We start from the raw sequence: 18,212 nt of genomic DNA, 5'->3' as shown, positions 1-18,212 counted from the left end.
GAACTAGCAGTAGAAGCAGCAGCACAGCTAACTGCTGAAGGTAAGAAAGTACGCGTTGTTTCAATGCCATCAACAGATGCATTTGACAAACAAGACGCCGCTTACCGTGAATCTGTACTGCCATCAGACGTAACGGCACGTATCGCTATTGAAGCGGGCATTGCTGATTTCTGGTACAAGTACGTTGGCTTCGACGGTCGCATCATCGGTATGACAACATTCGGTGAATCTGCACCTGCTGGTCAGCTATTCGAGATGTTTGGCTTCACGACTGAAAACGTAGTGAACACAGCAAAAGAATTGCTAGCGTAATTGCAGGACCGTCTAAACAGTCGAACGTAAACGACGATTGTTAAACGCTAAAGTTAGAAAGGCCATCATTATGATGGCCTTTTTATTTTTGTCAGGTTTTCCAACCTTGTGGAATGCTTTGGTGAATGCAGTCTAAAAGTACGGATAAGCGCAGTGGTGGTCGTCCTGCTGGTGTATAGCAGTTAATGGAAATAGGCTCAGAAAGCCAACCTTCTAAGCATGGTGTGATTCGCCCTGGGTGATGTTTCTCATAGCCGCATGCTGTCCAAGTCGGCAGCAGTCCAATACCATGACCATTCGCGATACTGTCTATTTGCATTGCTATGTTGTCGCTGTATAAGCGACTAACAAAGGGTTCTAAAAAGAACTCACCGTGTTGAGGGTGTGCTAGCATCAATCCATTTTCTTGCACTGAACCAAAATCGATCCATGGATGTGCTTCAAGTTCTTTGGGGTGCGGTATAGGCCCATGTTGTTTTAGATAATTTGGAGAGGCAAAAGGCGTATAGCGAAATACCCCCAGCACTTCTTTTCGCCAGTCTAGCTCTTTACGTTCACCGAGCCAGATGAACAAATCTGGGTCATGATGCGCCTCAGAAAAGTCACTGGTAAGTTGAACTCTAACATCGGGATTATCAGCAAGAAAACGATTGAGTACGCCGCCGAGCCAGCTTCTAACTAAGGCAGTGTGACAAACAATATGCAGTGGCCCTGAAACTTGGTTCGTTAAACCTTGAAGTGCATCATAACTCTCTTCACTTAACTCAAGAATCTGGCGGCTGTAGTGGGCAAAGATCTCTCCAGCTCTTGTCAGAACTAATCGATTACCTTGTCTGGCGGTTAGAGCCTGACCGAAGTCTTCTTCTAATTGTGCCAAGCGACGACTTAGCGTTGATTTTGGCTGATTAAGGGCTTTAGCAGCGGCTGTCAAACTTTTATGCTGATTGAGCGCATCAAAGGCTCTAATTGATGCTAAGTCGTGCATATTTCTTTTACTCCTTACTGCGTTATGTACGAGTTCCATAAATGGAAAGAACCGTTCCATAACTCTCACTATGCATCTCATTCTATTTGTGAATAATTCACTTTCGAAAATAATAATCATTATCAATTATGGAGATGTAGATGTCTACTCTTAGACTGCCAGTTATTACCGCAACTGGTATTTTAGCCTTCGTCAGTGTCCCTCATGTTTTTGCCAATGATGCAGTTTCTAAAATGGAAACAGTGGTTGTAACTGCATCAAGCTACGAGCAATCTCAAGCGGACGCGCCTGCAAGTATTAGTGTTATTTCACGTGAGGAGTTGGACTCCCGTTATTACCGCGATGTGACTGATGCACTAAAAAGTGTGCCAGGTGTTGTCGTGACAGGTGGTGGTGATACCACCGACATTAGTATCCGTGGTATGGGTTCTAAATACACTTTGATACTGGTCGACGGTAAACGTCAAAGCACGCGTGAAACTCGTCCAAATAGTGACGGTCCTGGTATCGAACAAGGTTGGTTACCTCCTCTTCAAGCGATTGAGCGAATCGAAGTTATTCGTGGCCCAATGTCGACGCTTTACGGTTCTGATGCGATTGGTGGTGTGATTAACGTCATCACACGAAAAGATGCGCTAGAGTGGACAGGTAATGTTCAACTGGGCACGGTACTACAAGAGAATAGCCGCTCAGGGGGAGAGCAGAGCGCGAACTTTTTCGTTAATGGTCCGTTGGCTGAAAATTTATCTCTCCAAGTATATGGTCAGTACACAACCAGAGAAGAAGATGACATCGAATACGGTTATGAAGATAAAGATATGCAGAGTATCTCTTCAAAACTGACTTACCAGATTAATGATCGCCACTCGGTGCAATTAGAAGGTGGCACGTCGGCACAAAGTCGTCGTGGTAATGTGGGCCTTTCAGTGCCGACCACTGGGTGTCGTGGTGGGTGTGAAGACTCACTGAATGAATATCGTCGTAATTACGTAACGGTAAGCCACAACGGTGATTGGGATTCGATTGGCATTTCAGACACTTACTTACAGCGAGAAGAGAGCGAGAACAAATCTCGTGAGATGACGATCACCAACACCACGTTCAAATCGAGCTTGGTGACTGGTATCGGAAACCATACGTTGACGACGGGTGTGGACGCCACTCATGCAGAGCTTGAGGATTTCACCTCCAACAAAGCGTCATCGAAGACTGAAACATCGAATACGCAGTGGGCTATTTTCATTGAAGATGAATGGAAAATCGCTGATCCGTTTAGCGTTACGCTTGGCGGCCGTCTAGATCATGACGAAAACTATGGCGCGCATTTTAGTCCGCGTGTTTACGGTGTATGGCGAGTTGACCCGTCTTGGACGGTGAAAGGCGGTGTGGCAACAGGTTTCCGTTCTCCACAATTACGTGAAATTACTCCTGGCTGGGCGCAAGTCAGTGGCGGCGGTAATATCTATGGTAACCCAGATCTTGACCCTGAAACGTCGCTAAACAAAGAAATCAGCGTCTTGTATCAAGGTGGTTCTGGCTTAGATGTCTCTTTGACAGCGTTCCATAACGAATTCAAAGACAAGATCACACGTGTTGTTTGTCCAGACACTATCTGTACTGATGGTCCAAACCAATGGGGCGCAGATCCAACGTACCGTATTAACGTGGATGAAGCCGTCACACAAGGTATTGAAGCGACCTTAGCATCGCCGTTAACGGAAACCATTTACCTTAGCTCGAGCTACACATTTACCGACTCAGAGCAAAAAACAGGTGAATACAAAGGCATGCCGCTGCAGCAGTTACCAAAGCATCTGTTTAATGTGGATGTGACTTGGCAAACGACAACAGATCTAGAGAGCTGGGCGAAAGTCACGTACCGAGGTAAAGAAATGGATCCGGTTACTGGCCCATCAAGAAACAGTATCGTAGAGCCAGCTTATACCTTTGTGGACGCCGGTGTGACATACCAGTTAACCGACAATACTCGTATTAAAGGCGCTATCTATAACTTGCTGGACGAGGAAATCAGTTACGAAGAATACGGATATATTGAAGATGGTCGTCGCTACTGGTTAGGTTTAGACGTCGCATTTTAATTATCTATCGTTGTAATAAGGTCGAGCATAGTCTCGACCTTTTTTAATCCTGCTTTACTGTGATTCAACAGGTGCGTTTGTCAGCCTGATCAGGTAGTATCTGTAACACGAAATTTTTGGTAGGGCGAAGGATAAATGCTAAAGGTTGCGATCAATGGATTTGGACGTATAGGTCGTAATGTTCTGCGAGCGGTGTATGAAAGCGGAAAACACCAGCAGATCAAGGTTGTGGCGGTTAACGAACTAGCACAGCCAGAGGCGATGGCACACCTACTGCAATATGACACCAGTCATGGTCGCTTTGGTAAAAAAATTTCCCATGACCAAGAACATTTGCATGTTCATCATGACAGCGGTGAATATGATTCCATTCGCATTCTCCACCTCTCCGAAATCGAATTACTTCCTTGGCGTGATTTAGAAGTTGATATCGTCTTGGATTGCACTGGCGTATTTGGTTCGCAAGCCGATGGGCAAGCGAATATAGAAGCTGGCGCTAAGAAAGTACTGTTTTCGCACCCGGGCGCAAACGACCTAGATAATACGATTATCTATGGCGTGAACCACGAAACTCTGAAAGACGAGCACCGTGTTGTCTCCAATGGCTCTTGCACCACCAACTGTATCGTTCCCATCATTAAAGTATTAGACGAAGCCTTCGGCATAGAGTCTGGCACCATTACCACAATTCATTCGTCCATGAACGATCAACAAGTAATTGATGCGTATCATAACGACTTACGCCGTACCCGCGCTGCAAGCCAATCTATTATTCCGGTGGACACTAAGTTGCATAAGGGGATTGAAAGAATCTTCCCGAAATTTTCCAACAAATTCGAAGCAATTTCTGTTCGTGTTCCAACGGTTAACGTCACTGCAATGGATTTAAGTGTCACAATTAGTACAAATGTGAAAGTTAATGACGTAAATCAAACCATTGTTAACGCATCTCAGTGTACATTACGTAACATTGTTGACTATACTGAATCGCCACTCGTTTCCATCGACTTTAACCACGACCCCCATAGTGCGATTGTGGATGGAAGCCAGACTAGAGTGAGTAACGGGCAACTCGTAAAAATGCTCGTTTGGTGCGACAACGAATGGGGCTTTGCTAACCGGATGCTGGATACTGCCTTAGCAATGCAAGCTTCTTCGCAAGTGGAACAGTAATGACGAAGAAGTGATGGAGAATTTTTATTTCTAGCCTTGAAATAAATCCATAATATCTCCATATCTATAACCAGTTTGAAGAATTAACAGGCTTGGCAGGGTTGCCGAGTTTTCAAAAACTTTAATTATTAAATATTTGAGAGGACACATCATGTCTGTAATCAAGATGACTGACCTGGATCTTGCAGGTAAACGTGTATTTATCCGTGCTGACCTAAACGTGCCAGTAAAAGACGGTAAAGTAACTTCGGATGCACGTATCATCGCATCTCTTCCAACTATTAAGCACTGCCTAGAAGCAGGCGCTAAAGTAATGGTTACGTCTCACCTAGGTCGCCCAACTGAAGGTGAATACGCTGAAGAGTTCTCTCTACAACCAGTTGTTAATTACCTAAACGACGCACTAGATTGCGAAGTGAAGCTAGCAAAAGACTACCTAGATGGCCTAGAGCTAAATGCGGGTGAACTTGTTGTTCTTGAAAACGTTCGCTTCAACAAAGGCGAAAAGAAAAACGACGAAGAGCTATCTAAGAAATACGCAGCACTATGTGACGTATTCGTAATGGACGCATTCGGTACGGCTCACCGTGCTCAAGCATCTACTCACGGCGTTGGTATGCACGCAGACGTAGCATGTGCTGGTCCTCTACTAGCGAACGAACTAGAAGCGCTAGGCAAAGCAATGGACAAGCCAGCTCGTCCAATGGTTGCTATCGTAGGTGGTTCAAAAGTTTCTACTAAGCTAACTGTTCTTGAGTCTCTATCTAAAATCGCTGACCAACTCGTTGTTGGTGGTGGTATTGCTAACACATTCATCGCAGCTGCTGGCCACAACGTTGGTAAGTCTCTATACGAAGCAGACCTAGTTGAAACAGCTAAGAAGCTAATGGACGAGTGTGCAATTCCAGTAGCAACTGACGTTGCATGTGCGAAAGCATTTGACGAGAACGCAGAAGCTGAAATCAAGCACGTTTCTGAAGTACAAGACGACGACATGATCTTCGACCTTGGTCCAGATTCAACTGCTGAACTAGCTGAAATCCTTAAAAACGCTAAGACTATCCTATGGAATGGTCCAGTAGGCGTATTCGAATTCAAGAACTTCGAAGCAGGTACTAAAGGCATCTCTGAAGCTATCGCAGCTTCTGAAGGCTTCTCTGTTGCTGGTGGTGGTGACACGCTAGCGGCTATCGACAAGTTCGGTATCAAAGCGGATGTATCTTACATCTCTACTGGCGGCGGCGCTTTCCTTGAGTTCGTAGAAGGTAAAGTTCTTCCAGCAGTAGAAATGCTAGAAGCACGCGCTAAGTAATTAAAGCAAAGCGGGGGAGTGATTCTCCCGCTTTCTTGTTTGCTGCAACGTGTGAGGAACTCTGCTAGAATAGCCTCAGTTGTGAGCAAACGTTTGCAAGATTTTCAACTTAACAAGTTTTGTTTAAAAACGACAGATAAATAGGATTACATCCATGTCTAAGATCTTCGACTTCGTAAAACCAGGTGTTATCTCTGGCGATGACGTTCAGAAAGTATTTGAAGTTGCAAAAGAAAACAGCTTTGCACTTCCAGCAGTAAACTGTGTGGGTACTGACTCTGTAAACGCAGTACTTGAAGCAGCTGCAAAAGTTAAAGCTCCAGTTATCGTTCAGTTCTCTAACGGTGGCGCTGCTTTCTTTGCTGGTAAAGGTCTAAAACTTGAAGGTCAAGAAGCTCAAATCCTAGGTGCTGTTGCTGGTGCGAAATACGTTCACGCTGTAGCTGAAGCTTACGGTGTTCCAGTAATCCTACACACTGACCACGCAGCTAAGAAACTACTTCCTTGGATCGACGGTCTACTAGACGCTGGTGAAGAGTACTTCGCGCAAACTGGTAAGCCACTATTCTCTTCTCACATGATCGACCTTTCTGAAGAGTCTCTAGAAGAGAACATCGAAATTTCTGCTAAGTACCTAGAGCGCATGGCTAAAATGAACATGACTCTAGAAATCGAACTAGGTTGTACTGGTGGTGAAGAAGACGGCGTTGACAACTCTGATATGGATGCGTCTGAGCTATACACTTCTCCAGAAGACGTTGCATACGCATACGAGAAACTAAGCGCAATCAGCCACCGTTTCACTATCGCAGCATCTTTCGGTAACGTACACGGCGTATACAAGCCAGGTAACGTTGTACTAACTCCAACTATCCTACGTGATTCTCAAGCGCACGTTTCTGAGAAATTCGGTCTTCCAGCGAACTCTCTAAACTTCGTATTCCACGGCGGTTCAGGTTCTTCTCTAGAAGAAATCCGTGAATCTATCGGCTACGGTGTAATCAAAATGAACATCGATACTGATACACAGTGGGCTACTTGGGATGGTATCCGTAAGTTCGAAGCTGAAAACCACGATTACCTACAAGGTCAGATCGGTAACCCAACTGGTGAAGATGCACCAAACAAGAAGTACTACGATCCACGCGTATGGCTACGTGCAGGCCAAGCTTCAATGGTTACTCGTCTAGAGCAAGCATTTGCTGACCTTAACGCAGTTGACGTACTATAATCGTTATTGATTAAGTTACTTAAAAACCCGCTCTTTGAGCGGGTTTTTTTATGTCTATCACTTTCTTCCCCGCTGCTTTCTCCCGATATTTTTATGCGTTAGGTTGTATTTGCTAGTGAGATATCTCACCTTTAACGTTTTTTTAAAGAAAACATGGGAATATCAGTCTTAAGAGTGGCGAAATCAGAGTGCATTGCGTAACCTGTAACAAGTCAGTGTCAGAAAGCTCTGATAAAGTCTTGTTTTGCATATCTTTGCGAAACTCTGACTTTGAAAAAAGTCAGAGTTGGGATATTGTGCCAAAAATCTGACACTGTTCAGTGGAGCAATAGGGATGTTGTTTTAGAAAAGAGCCTTTAAAAAACAAGGTTCATAAATTAACGGCAATTGGATTTATATCTCTTTATTTTTGAGGATAAGAATTATGGCAGGTGAATCGGTGGGTATCGATACCACTTTAACGGATGGTCTAACTCAGGCTGAAACTTGGCTGACAAACAATTCAGATCTACTGGTTCAGTACGGTGTGAACATTATCTCTGCGCTGCTTATTCTGTTTATCGGTAATCTTATCGTTAAGGCAGTCGCTGGTAGTGTTTCTAAAGTACTAGAAAAGAAAAACATGGATAAGGCCGTCGTTGAATTTATTCACGGTCTTGTTCGTTACTTGCTATTTGTAATCGTGCTAATCGCGGCTCTTGGTCGATTAGGAGTTCAAACCGCTTCTGTTGTTGCTGTGATTGGTGCGGCAGGTCTTGCTGTTGGTCTTGCACTACAAGGTTCACTATCAAACTTTGCAGCAGGCGTACTTATTGTTGCGTTCCGTCCATTCAAATCAGGCGACTACGTAGAAATCGGTGGTGTAGCGGGTAGTGTTGAAGCAATTCAAATCTTCCAAACCGTTCTAAAAACACCAGACAACAAAATGGTTGTTGTGCCTAACTCTTCAGTTATCGGCGGTGCCATTACTAACTACTCTCGCCATGCGACACGACGTGTCGACCTAGTGATTGGTGTTTCATACAAAGCAGACCTTAAACTAACGAAGAAAGTGATTCGTGAGACGCTAGAGAAAGATCCACGTATCTTGAAAGACCCAGATATCACAATTGGTGTACTTACGTTAGCGGACTCTTCAGTTAACTTTGTGGTTCGTCCATGGGTGAAAACTGCAGATTACTGGGGCGTATACTTTGATGCAATGCAAGGTATTAAAGAAGCATTGGATGAAAATGGTATCGAGATTCCATTCCCACAAATGGATGTTCACCTGAACAAAGTCGACGCTTAATCAAAAGCAGTCGATATTCAAAAGCGAGGCCAATAGGCCTCGCTTTTTTATATTTCGTAAAGGGTGTGATGACCAGCAAGTAAGAGGCGTTTTAGATGTTTACCTGCAAATCCAAATGTGAACTCAGGTAAGCCAGGCGTATACAGCAACTCTTGATGTTGATAGAGATTGGTATCAACAATGATAGTGATGTATTCCGGTAAGCCTATTGGGCAAACCGCGCCGGGTACGCAACCTAACACTTCGACCATTTCATCGTCATTACAAATAGAGGGACGTTTACCTGTAATCGCTTTAATCTGCTTGGCATCGAGGCGCGAGTCCTTATCTGTCAGATAAACCGCGTAACCTTGTCCTTTGAGTGTTAAAAAGAGGCTTTTGGTATGCGTACCCGTCCAACCAAGCTCTCTCGCAATGCGTATATCTGTCTCAAAGTCTAAAATGGCTTCGTGCTGCCATTCCCGAAAAGGAATAGAGAGCGCGTTGAATCGCTCTCTATTGTTGTTATAAATACGTTTTAGTGACTCCATGTCTTTGCTGCCTTACTACCTGGTGATTACCAATACTTATCAATAAGCTCACTCGCTAAGATATATGCTATTGTGAACATCATCATTGCGATTGCAATGTCGATGGTTTTTTTCACTTTTGGTTGAGAGAGTGTTGGACCTAGTTTGGCTGCTCCTATCGATAAAGTGTAGAACCAAACAAAGGAAGCCATAATCGTACCTAGTGCAAAAGCAATGCGATCATGGCCTTCAAATTGTCCACCGATCGAACCTAGAATAACGACTGTATCTAAATATAAGTGCGGATTAAGCACAGTGACAGCTAACGCACCTAGAATAACCGTTCGACGACCTCGAGCTACGATCTCCCCTTTTGATTCCGATTCACTCTCTGGCTTAAAAGCACTTTTTAGCGAGAGCAGTCCATAGAAGCTCAAGAAAGCAATACCGCCAAGTGTCACCGACGTCAGTAAGATTTCATTTTGAGACAGAATTGCACCACCACCAAAGATACCTAGAGAGATGAAAATCATATCTAGCACGCTACAAATAGTGGCGGTTGTTAGATGGTGGTTACGCTTTATGCCTTGATTCAAAACATACGCATTTTGCGCGCCGATCGGAATGATCATTGATGCTCCTAAACCAAAACCTTGCAATAGAACCCACAAGCTCACACTTCACCTCACTTCAAAATAACAAATACATTTACAGAAAAGGGAAAGATAAAGCGTTTATCTAAATAAGTATAATTAATGATTTTAATCTTACATTAGATAGACTAATTTAACGGGAGGCGTTTGATCAGGAGTGAGAGGAAAGGTATGCGAGGGTTAGATTACAAATGGATTGAGGCATTAGACGCTATAGTTTATCAGGGTAGCTTTGAGCGTGCTGCCGAGCATTTATTTGTTTCTCAATCCGCCATTTCTCAACGTATCAAGCAGTTAGAGAAGTTTCTCGCGCAGCCTGTTTTAATTCGAAGCCAGCCACCTAAGCCAACGCCAATTGGTAAAAAATTGTTGGGTCTTTATCGGCGAGTACGCTTGCTAGAGCATGAAATTCTCCCCGAACTAAAAAATGATACCAGTACGCGACCTGTGCAACTCTCTTTAGCGACTAATGCAGATAGCCTTGCAACATGGCTACTGCCAGCGCTGCAAAATGTTATGAAGCAGCGTCAAGTTGAACTAAAACTGACTATCTATGGTGAATACCGCTCTATTGAAAAACTCAAAAGTGGCGAAGTGACAGGAGCGATCAGCTTGGAGTCCCAGCCAATCCCCGGATGCAGAGCAGACTATTTAGGTCGCATCGATTATGTTTGTGTCGCGAGCCCAGAGTTCTATCAGCGTTATTTTTCTAAAGGCGTAAATAATCAGACATTGGCAAAAGCACCGGCCGTTTCATATGACCAATATGATGATCTACATAAAACATTTCTTACCGAGCACTTTAACGTCAATCCTGACAGCGTTATTCATCACAACATCAGTAGTTCTGAAGCGTTTCTAAAAGTGGCGTTAGCTGGTGTAGCTTATTGCTTGATCCCCCGCTTGCAAATTACCGACGAATTAGACAGAGGTGTGTTGGTTGATGTGACTCCAGGTTTTTTAATGTCCCATCGGATTTATTGGCACCACTGGCAGTTAGAAACTGGGGTACTACAAGAAATCTCACATGCGATAGTGGGGTATGCGCAGCAGCATCTACCTCAATAAGTTCGTCAGAGCTGCATATCGTTAACTTAAGTGTGTTTTGTTTAAAAATTACGCCAATGTTACATAGTCAAAGTTGTGTTAGAAGTCACTATGGGTGCTTGGATAATCGGCGGAAGTTTCTATTATGAAACCACACGCTTTCTCAGCCATGATAGTGATGTTGGAATCTGAGATTAAGTACTTAATTTTGTATGGATGGATTTATTGAATGAAATTGTATTCATTTTTGCTGGCTTCAGCACTCAGCCTTACCAGTGCTTCAGTTTTGGCGAATACGCCAGAGTTTGCTCATGTTACGACAACGGGGTATGGCGAAGTGACGGCCACACCTGATATGGCTACGTTTTCTGTAAAAGTAGTCGATACGACAATGACGGCCGAACAAGCGAAATTGTCCGTAGATAAAACCGTTGAAGAGTTTCTAAAAAGCTTATCGGATGCCGGCTTGTCAAAAGACAATATTACTAGCTCGAATTTATACCTTGCTCCTCAGTACCATTACCCTAAATCAGGAAAAGCAGAACTTGTTGGGTATCGAGCATCTCGCAGTATTGATGTCACGGTGACGGATCTGAAAAACCTTAACCAATACCTAGATATGGCGTTAGAAGCGGGAATTAATCAGGTTGATAATATTCAACTTAAGGTAAGCAACCAAGCCGAGTATCAGCAAAAGGCACGAATGGCTGCGATTAAGGACGCAAGAGAAAAAGCAGGGTCATTAGCGACTGGTTTTGAGAAAAAGTTGGGCGATGTATGGCAGATCAATTACAGACAGATGCACGTTCAGCCTGTGTTAATGCGTTCAATGGCGATGGATAGTAAAGAAGGAGCGAATAGCTACCAAGATTCAACCATGATCATTCGCGATCAAGTCGATGTCATTTATAAGCTAAAGTAAGGCTTAGCAAACAGTAAAAAGCAAAAGGCAGGGAGTTACAACCCCTGCCTTTGTCATTTCTATTTCACAGTTTAATGCAGGATACGAGCACGGATTGTGCCTTCAATGTTTTTGAGCTTTGTTAGAGCTTCTTCTGCTCGTTCAGTTTCAACGTCGATCACTACGTAGCCTATTTCAGCGGCTGTTTGTAGGTACTGCGCGGCAATGTTAATGCCTTCTTCAGCAAAGATGGTGTTGATCTGAGTTAGAATACCAGGACGGTTCTTATGGATATGAAGCAGACGAGAGCACTCACCACTGTGTTCTGGCAATGACACTTCAGGGAAGTTTACGCTTGAAAGTGTCGATCCGTTATCAGAGTACTTAGCCAGTTTACCCGCCACTTCTAAGCCGATATTTTCTTGTGCTTCTTGTGTTGAACCACCAACGTGTGGAGTGAGGATGACGTTATCGAATTTTTGTAAAGGAGACTCGAACGGGTCAGCATTCGTTTTTGGTTCAGTTGGGAATACATCAATTGCAGCGCCGGCAAGGTGACCAGCTTCTAAGCTATGGCAAAGTGCAGGAATATCCACAACGGTGCCACGTGCCGCGTTGATAAAGATGGAACCTGGTTTCATTCGAGCAAATTCAGCTTCACCCATCATGTTTTTCGTTTCCGGTGTTTCGGGAACGTGCAAAGAAATCACATCACATTTGTTCAATAGTTCACTCATGGTATGTACTTGCGTCGCATTACCAAGGGACAGTTTGTTCTCAATATCGTAGTAGTAAACGCGCATACCTAAGTTTTCGGCAATAATACCAAGCTGCGTACCAATGTGACCGTATCCGATAATGCCAAGGCACTTACCACGAGCTTCGTAAGAGTTGTCTGCACTTTTCTTCCAAATACCGCGATGTGCAAGTGCATTCTTTTCAGGAATACCACGCACTAGTAAAAGGATTTGCCCAAGTACAAGCTCTGCCACGCTTCGAGTGTTAGAGAATGGTGCATTAAAGACAGGAATACCGCGTTTTGCTGCTGCATCTAGGTTTACTTGGTTAGTACCAATACAAAAACAGCCAATTGCAACCAGCTTGTTCGCCGCATTGATTACCTCTTCGGATAGGTTCGTACGGGAGCGGATACCAATGAAGTGCACGTCTTTTACTGCTTCAATTAGTTCTTCTTCCGGAAGGGAACCTTTATGGTATTCAATGTTGGTATAACCAGCTGCTTGAAGAACTTCAACTGAAGAAGGGTGGAGTCCCTCTAACAAGAGGATCTTAATCTTTTCTTTTTCCAGTGAAACTTTGGCCATTTTTTCTCGTCCTTAAAATGGAAAGGTGGGCTAATGTGGCGCACATTGGGCAAAACTATTAAAAAGGGGATAATTAACAGTTTTGTAGGAAGACAAACGTTTCCCTGTGCGTCTTCTGTTCAATAAAGTAACAAAAAAAAATTGCTTTGGGTAAGAAAATTACGGAATAAGAGATAATTTTCTTATAGAAAGGAATAAAAAACGGTGCCTTTCAGCACCGTATGTAATGAAATAACAGAAAAGTGAACCAGATAGGTTCATTTTGGGCTGTTATTTACTCTTCAATTTTTGCACCTTCTGGTGTGCCAGTGATCACTACGTCTGCACCACGATGAGCGAAAAGACCCACAGTCACCACACCAGCGATGCCGTTTATTTTGTCTTCCATTTCTTTCGGGTTGGTAATTTGCATATTGTGCACATCCAGAATCACGTTGCCGTTGTCAGTCACAACGCCTTCACGGTAAGCTGGATCACCACCTAGTTTTACCAATTCACGAGCCACGTAAGAGCGTGCCATTGGGATTACTTCAACAGGCAATGGGAACTGGCCAAGTACGTCAACTGCTTTAGTGCCGTCAACGATACATACGAACTTATCAGAGATTGCTGCGACAATTTTCTCACGAGTCAGAGCCGCGCCGCCGCCTTTGATCATTTCACGTGCTGGGTTGATCTCATCTGCGCCATCAACATACACATCCAGCTTCATTACATCGTTACACTCGTATACTTCAATACCAAGCTCTTTAAGGCGCTCAGTTGAAGCGACAGAGCTAGACACTGCACCTTTAATATCATCTTTGATAGTGCCTAGTGCATCGATGAAGTGATTCACGGTAGAGCCAGTACCAACACCGACAATGCTGCCTTTCTCAACATATTTTAGTGCTGCCCAACCAGCCGCTTTTTTCATTTCATCTTGAGTCATGCCAATCTCCTGAATAGATGTTCGTTAACGTTTGCGGGCGTGATTATAGCGGCTTACTTGTCACTTTCCCATTGCCATATTTGGCTTGGGGTCACGATCTTAGGTAATGGAATATCCCAGCTTTCAATTGGTAAGCGTTCTACATGTTGGCAGTCATGAGCGATACCAACAGGTTTAGCTCCCTCTCCAGTTATAAACCAACGTGATAGAGTGCGATCGTAGTACCCTCCGCCCATGCCTAAGCGGTGTCCGATACTGTCGAACCCAACTAAAGGCGTGCAGATTAAATCAAGCTGGCGAACGGGTTTGAGGTGTCTGATATCGAGCTTGGGCTCTAAGATGCCGTACTTGTTGTAGACGAGCTGTTCATCACTTATATACTGAAGAAACAGTAACTGACCTTTAGAAAAGGGATGGATGACGGGCAGATAAACCGATTTTCCCTGTTGCCATAACCATTCAATGAGCGGTTTAGTATCAAGCTCACCGTCTGCAGAAAGGTAGATGGCAATATGTTGCGCCTGATCGATTTCAGGAAGTTGGGAAAATTGAGTAATAAGGTCGATTCCCGCTTGGTATTGCGTATCACTGCACAGAGCGTTGCGCTTTTCACGAATCAGTTTGCGGAAGTCTTGTCGAGAGAGGTCTGACATAGAGAGAATACCCCAGGGTGCCGTTGAGGATTGTGGCCCTTGAACCAGCTGGTTCAAGGCGGATCAGCAATGACAACCGTAGGCTTCTCGGTGCATGCCGAGCTTGCTCAATAGTTACCAAATACTAACCCTTAGGTATTGCTTATCGGCTCAGGGACTTAAATCCTGCTGACGCACACCCCAGGGTAAATTTTGTATTTACTGCTGTCCTTGCGTAACTTTGCTTAGTGCGTTCTCTAAAGACGCGGTGAGCTTTTCCATTCGCTCAGTAATTTCTTGCTGTTGACCATTGGATTCGTATGACTTGGTGTGCAACTCATAGCAAATATTCAATGCAGCAAAGGTCAGCAGTTGGATTTCATTGGTTACCTTAGTACGTTCGCTCATTTCTTTCAATCGGCGATCCAGATCTTTTGCCGCTGCAACAAGAGACTCTTCTTGTCCTGTCGGACAATTCACTCGTGTAAGTTTGCCTAATATTTCAACGTCGATCGCTTGATTGCTCATGATGAATAAACTCTATATTCGCGCTATCTAAGGTGTTGCTTCATACAACTACCGAGGAGCAAACTATAGGAAAACCGCTATTAAGATTCAAGCATTTCCCATCACAGAAAGAGAAATGATGACGAGATCACACAGGAATTGGGCAAATTGAACAAATGCTGTCCAAAATTGAATTTGATAGCCGTTTCAGACCACTAACCTTGATGGTAGGATATACCAATACATTATTACGCAAGAATGAGCCAAGTTATGAGTGAAATCACCCTTCCTGAATACCAATCTATTGCTGCTGAACTGCAATCGGCAAGCCTGGCTGTGACACCGGCGGAGTTACATGGCTTATTTGTTGGCATGTTAAGTGGTGGATTGGCGATCAATGATCAAACTTGGCAGCCGATTCTCTTTGACTACACCAATGATGGGATGGGGTGGCCCTCGACAGCACTCACTTTTGCTCAGAGCATATTCAACGTTACTGTTAATGAGCTTACTGGCACATCAATGGAGCTGTCTTTACTATTGCCAGATGAGCCGGGCGAAGAAGGCTTATTCGCATTAGCCGACAGTGTGTCCGACTTTGTAAACCACTTTATTTCTGGGCTAGGTCTAGCAGGCGTTGCGCTTAACAAAGCATCTGATGACGCTAAAGAAGCACTGGCTGATCTAGAAGAGATTGCCAAATTAGGCATTGATGAAGATGACGATCTTGGTGAACAAGCGCAATTGCTAGAGCAAGTGATTGAGCACATCAAAGCTTGCGTACTAACGATTCATGCTGAATTTGGTGTTCGTCCTGAAAGCAGCGACAAAAAACCTACTATTCACTAATCGTAGACCGTCCAGAGGTTAGTATGAAGCAATATGATGTAGTCATTGCTGGTGGTGCCATGGCTGGTGCAACGTTAGCATTGGCGATTGACCATTTGTCTCAGGGAAAGCTCCGCATTGCCGTCGTTGAGCCTTTTAAAGCACAATCAGATATGCACCCTGGTTTTGACTCTCGCTCAATCGCATTGTCTTACGGTACTGTCAATCTGTTGCGTCAACTACAGCTCTGGACGTCAGTAGAACCGTTTGTCACACCCATTGAACATATCCACGTTTCTGACCGTTCTCATGCTGGGATGACGGAGATTACCAAGCAAGAGGTTGGGGTTGAAGCTCTAGGGTATGTTGTAGAATTAGCCGATGTTGGGCGTGTATATCAAGAATTATTAGACAGTAGCGAGTCAATTACGCTGTTTTGTCCTGACTCCGTTACCGATATCGAGCGCGAGCAAAACTGTACCCATGTGACGTTGAAAAGTGGTGAGCAACTTGAAGCAAAACTGCTGGTGGCTGCAGATGGTGCTGTTTCGACCTGTTGTCAGAAAATTGGTCTAGAACTTTCTGAGCAAGATTTTGAACAAGTGGCTGTCATTGCCAATATTGTGACTCAAGAACCTCATCAAGGTAGAGCCTTTGAACGTTTTACTGAGAATGGCCCTGTTGCTTTATTGCCAATGAGTGACAATCGAATGTCCTTAGTTTGGTGTTTGCACCCTGAAGAAGCCCAAGCCGTTCTTGAGTTATCTGATCAAGCATTTCTCCAGCGTTTACAGAACGATTTTGGTTGGCGTTTAGGCGCGATGAAAAAAGTGGGGCGCCGTGCAAGTTACCCATTGCTTCTTCGCCATCGAAAGCAAAATATTTCACATCGCTTTGCGATTGTTGGAAATGCGGCGCAAACGCTGCACCCGATAGCTGGACAAGGCTTTAATCTCGGTATTCGCGATGTAGTCTCACTAGCAGAAGAAATTGTGCAGCAAAGTGAGGATGTGGGTCTTTATCAAGGCCTGATGCGCTTTAGTCAACGTAGAGAAGCAGATCGAAGCGAAACTATTTGGCTAACCAGTGCCTTAGTGCATGTTTTTTCAAATGATTTACCCGCGATGCGAATTGGCCGAAATACTGCCTTAGCAGCGATGGATAACCTTTCTATTTTTAAGCAGCCGCTACTACGCCATACACTTGGCTTGGTAAAACGATGAACGGCCGCACTGAATTAGGTAATAAAAAGCAATGATGCAAAGTGTAGATATCGCCATCATCGGCGGAGGGATGGTTGGGTTGGCACTTGCTGCCGCGTTCAAAGACAGTGATCTGCGTGTCGCCGTTATTGAAGGTAAAGTGCCAGATGATTCGTTGAAAGAATTACCCGATGTTCGTGTGTCTGCGCTGAGCCGCTCTAGTGAGACGATTTTGCGTAAACTTGGTGCTTGGCAGGGCATAGAACAGCGCCGAGCTTCGCCTTACCATGGCATGGAAGTATGGGAACAAGATAGCTTTGCCAGCATTGAATTTAATGCACAAAGTATGGCACAACCTGATTTAGGGCATATTGTTGAGAATCGTGTGATTCAACTTGCGCTGCTTGAACAAGTCCAAAAGCTCGATAACGTCACTATGTTTATGCCTGCACGTTGCGCGACTCTCGCGGTCGGTGAGCAAGAAAGCTGGCTGACGCTCGATAATGGCCAAGCCATGACCGCTAAATTAGTGGTCGGAGCCGATGGGGCGAATTCGTGGCTTCGCCATCAAATGGATATTCCATTAACGCATTGGGACTATGGTCATCATGCTTTGGTCGCGAATGTCAAAACTGCTATGCCACACAACAGCATTGCGCGCCAGATATTTACTCCTCACGGACCGTTGGCATTTTTGCCAATGTCGCAACCAGATATGTGCTCTATTGTTTGGTCCACGGAGCCAAATCGAGCAGAGCAGTTAGTGGCAATGAGTGAACATGATTTCAATAAAGCGTTGACGAGTGAGTTTGATGCTCGACTTGGTCTATGTGAAGTAGTGGGAGAGCGTGCTGCGTTTCCTTTGAAAATGCGCTATGCGCGAGATTTTGTCGTCGAGCGAGTCGCGCTGGTTGGTGATGCAGCTCATACCATTCACCCATTAGCGGGGCAGGGTGTGAATTTAGGTTTATTAGATGCGGCCAGTCTTGCTCAAGAAGTATTAGCACTTTGGAAGCAGGGTCAAGATATCGGCAGTAAACGCAACCTAAGAAGCTACGAGCGTTGGCGAAAAGCGGAAGCGGCAAAGATGATCGCTACTATGCAAGGGTTTCGAGATTTGTTCTCTGGCGAGAACCCAGCTAAGAAGCTCGTTCGTGGCATTGGCTTAAGTTTAGCGGGGCAACTGCCGGGAGCGAAAGATGAGATCATGAAGCGCGCGCTTGGTTTAAAGGGACACTTGCCGGATCTGGCGCGTCAGTAAGTGCAAAGCGAAC

Annotated in this window: 18 protein-coding genes and 1 other RNA gene; 11 read left to right on the top strand and 8 right to left on the bottom strand. The window is 44.5% G+C overall.

Features of this window, described 5'->3' with window-relative positions; all coding sequences use genetic code 11:
• Nucleotides 1–312, top strand: a 312-nt coding sequence (locus R7040_RS14425) for a transketolase-like TK C-terminal-containing protein (RefSeq protein WP_318081565.1), incomplete at its 5' end; no start/stop codon positions are given.
• A gap of 91 nt (nucleotides 313–403) precedes the next feature.
• Here R7040_RS14425 and R7040_RS14420 read toward each other — a convergent pair.
• Nucleotides 404–1,297 (bottom strand): LysR family transcriptional regulator, encoded by an 894-nt coding sequence (locus R7040_RS14420; RefSeq protein ID WP_017633561.1) that lies wholly within the window; start codon nucleotides 1,295–1,297, stop codon nucleotides 404–406.
• A 140-nt stretch (nucleotides 1,298–1,437) separates the two neighbouring features.
• Here R7040_RS14420 and R7040_RS14415 point away from each other — a divergent pair, with 140 nt between their 5' ends.
• The 5 genes from R7040_RS14415 (at nucleotide 1,438) to mscS (ending at nucleotide 8,403) form a co-directional block, all read left to right on the top strand.
• Nucleotides 1,438–3,396 carry a ligand-gated channel protein gene (locus tag R7040_RS14415; protein ID WP_238853084.1) on the top strand — a complete coding sequence of 653 codons (1,959 nt, stop codon included), beginning with the start codon at nucleotides 1,438–1,440 and terminating at the stop codon, nucleotides 3,394–3,396.
• Between the two features lie 135 nt (nucleotides 3,397–3,531).
• A complete protein-coding gene (epd, locus tag R7040_RS14410) occupies nucleotides 3,532–4,569 on the top strand; it encodes an erythrose-4-phosphate dehydrogenase (RefSeq protein WP_238853083.1) in 1,038 nt (345 codons plus the stop codon).
• A 151-nt stretch (nucleotides 4,570–4,720) separates the two neighbouring features.
• Nucleotides 4,721–5,881 (top strand): phosphoglycerate kinase, encoded by a 1,161-nt coding sequence (locus R7040_RS14405; protein WP_005384547.1) that lies wholly within the window; start codon nucleotides 4,721–4,723, stop codon nucleotides 5,879–5,881.
• 154 nt (nucleotides 5,882–6,035) lie between these two features.
• Nucleotides 6,036–7,112 carry a class II fructose-bisphosphate aldolase gene (gene fbaA / locus R7040_RS14400; RefSeq protein WP_005380996.1) on the top strand — a complete coding sequence of 359 codons (1,077 nt, stop codon included), beginning with the start codon at nucleotides 6,036–6,038 and terminating at the stop codon, nucleotides 7,110–7,112.
• A 424-nt stretch (nucleotides 7,113–7,536) separates the two neighbouring features.
• Complete coding sequence (gene mscS, locus R7040_RS14395) at nucleotides 7,537–8,403, top strand: small-conductance mechanosensitive channel MscS (RefSeq protein WP_005380995.1); 867 nt, start codon at nucleotides 7,537–7,539, stop codon at nucleotides 8,401–8,403.
• Nucleotides 8,404–8,450: 47 nt separating this feature from the next.
• Here mscS and R7040_RS14390 read toward each other — a convergent pair whose 3' ends face one another.
• Together R7040_RS14390 and R7040_RS14385 are read right to left on the bottom strand one after the other, a co-directional pair.
• Nucleotides 8,451–8,933 carry a YbaK/EbsC family protein gene (locus tag R7040_RS14390; protein WP_005380994.1) on the bottom strand — a complete coding sequence of 161 codons (483 nt, stop codon included), beginning with the start codon at nucleotides 8,931–8,933 and terminating at the stop codon, nucleotides 8,451–8,453.
• 26 nt (nucleotides 8,934–8,959) lie between these two features.
• Nucleotides 8,960–9,589, bottom strand: a complete 630-nt coding sequence (locus tag R7040_RS14385) for a LysE/ArgO family amino acid transporter (protein ID WP_031780897.1) — start codon at nucleotides 9,587–9,589, stop codon at nucleotides 8,960–8,962.
• Between the two features lie 147 nt (nucleotides 9,590–9,736).
• Between R7040_RS14385 and R7040_RS14380 the strand changes: the two genes are divergently transcribed.
• Both R7040_RS14380 and R7040_RS14375 read left to right on the top strand, forming a co-directional pair.
• On the top strand, nucleotides 9,737–10,633 hold the full coding sequence (locus tag R7040_RS14380) for a LysR family transcriptional regulator ArgP (protein ID WP_005380990.1): 897 nt from the start codon (nucleotides 9,737–9,739) through the stop codon (nucleotides 10,631–10,633).
• A 208-nt stretch (nucleotides 10,634–10,841) separates the two neighbouring features.
• Nucleotides 10,842–11,534: an oxidative stress defense protein gene (locus R7040_RS14375; protein ID WP_005384550.1), complete on the top strand. Its 693-nt coding sequence runs from the start codon at nucleotides 10,842–10,844 to the stop codon at nucleotides 11,532–11,534.
• A gap of 71 nt (nucleotides 11,535–11,605) precedes the next feature.
• On the opposite strand, the gene serA is transcribed toward R7040_RS14375, so the two are convergent.
• From serA to R7040_RS14350, 5 genes are all read right to left on the bottom strand, one after another.
• Nucleotides 11,606–12,838, bottom strand: coding sequence for a phosphoglycerate dehydrogenase (gene serA, locus R7040_RS14370; protein WP_017821632.1), 1,233 nt, complete (start codon nucleotides 12,836–12,838; stop codon nucleotides 11,606–11,608).
• A 274-nt stretch (nucleotides 12,839–13,112) separates the two neighbouring features.
• Nucleotides 13,113–13,769, bottom strand: coding sequence for a ribose-5-phosphate isomerase RpiA (rpiA, locus tag R7040_RS14365; RefSeq protein WP_005380982.1), 657 nt, complete (start codon nucleotides 13,767–13,769; stop codon nucleotides 13,113–13,115).
• A gap of 53 nt (nucleotides 13,770–13,822) precedes the next feature.
• A complete protein-coding gene (locus R7040_RS14360; protein WP_005384552.1) occupies nucleotides 13,823–14,422 on the bottom strand; it encodes a 5-formyltetrahydrofolate cyclo-ligase in 600 nt (199 codons plus the stop codon).
• Between the two features lie 5 nt (nucleotides 14,423–14,427).
• Nucleotides 14,428–14,612: non-coding RNA, 6S RNA (gene ssrS, locus R7040_RS14355), on the bottom strand.
• 8 nt (nucleotides 14,613–14,620) lie between these two features.
• On the bottom strand, nucleotides 14,621–14,929 hold the full coding sequence (locus R7040_RS14350; protein ID WP_005384553.1) for a cell division protein ZapA: 309 nt from the start codon (nucleotides 14,927–14,929) through the stop codon (nucleotides 14,621–14,623).
• A gap of 249 nt (nucleotides 14,930–15,178) precedes the next feature.
• Here R7040_RS14350 and R7040_RS14345 point away from each other — a divergent pair, with 249 nt between their 5' ends.
• Genes R7040_RS14345 through R7040_RS14335 form a run of 3 tightly spaced genes read left to right on the top strand, consistent with a single transcriptional unit; the run spans nucleotide 15,179 to nucleotide 18,199 of the window.
• Nucleotides 15,179–15,757: a YecA family protein gene (locus tag R7040_RS14345; RefSeq protein WP_005380976.1), complete on the top strand. Its 579-nt coding sequence runs from the start codon at nucleotides 15,179–15,181 to the stop codon at nucleotides 15,755–15,757.
• 23 nt (nucleotides 15,758–15,780) lie between these two features.
• Nucleotides 15,781–16,959, top strand: coding sequence for a 2-octaprenyl-6-methoxyphenyl hydroxylase (ubiH, locus tag R7040_RS14340; RefSeq protein ID WP_005380974.1), 1,179 nt, complete (start codon nucleotides 15,781–15,783; stop codon nucleotides 16,957–16,959).
• A gap of 31 nt (nucleotides 16,960–16,990) precedes the next feature.
• Nucleotides 16,991–18,199: an FAD-dependent 2-octaprenylphenol hydroxylase gene (locus tag R7040_RS14335; protein ID WP_033907445.1), complete on the top strand. Its 1,209-nt coding sequence runs from the start codon at nucleotides 16,991–16,993 to the stop codon at nucleotides 18,197–18,199.
• Nucleotides 18,200–18,212 lie beyond the last annotated feature (13 nt).

Source organism: Vibrio sp. 1069, assembly GCF_033340555.1.
Note: the sequence above shows the minus strand (reverse complement) of the source record. Positions and strands in the feature narration are given on the sequence as shown.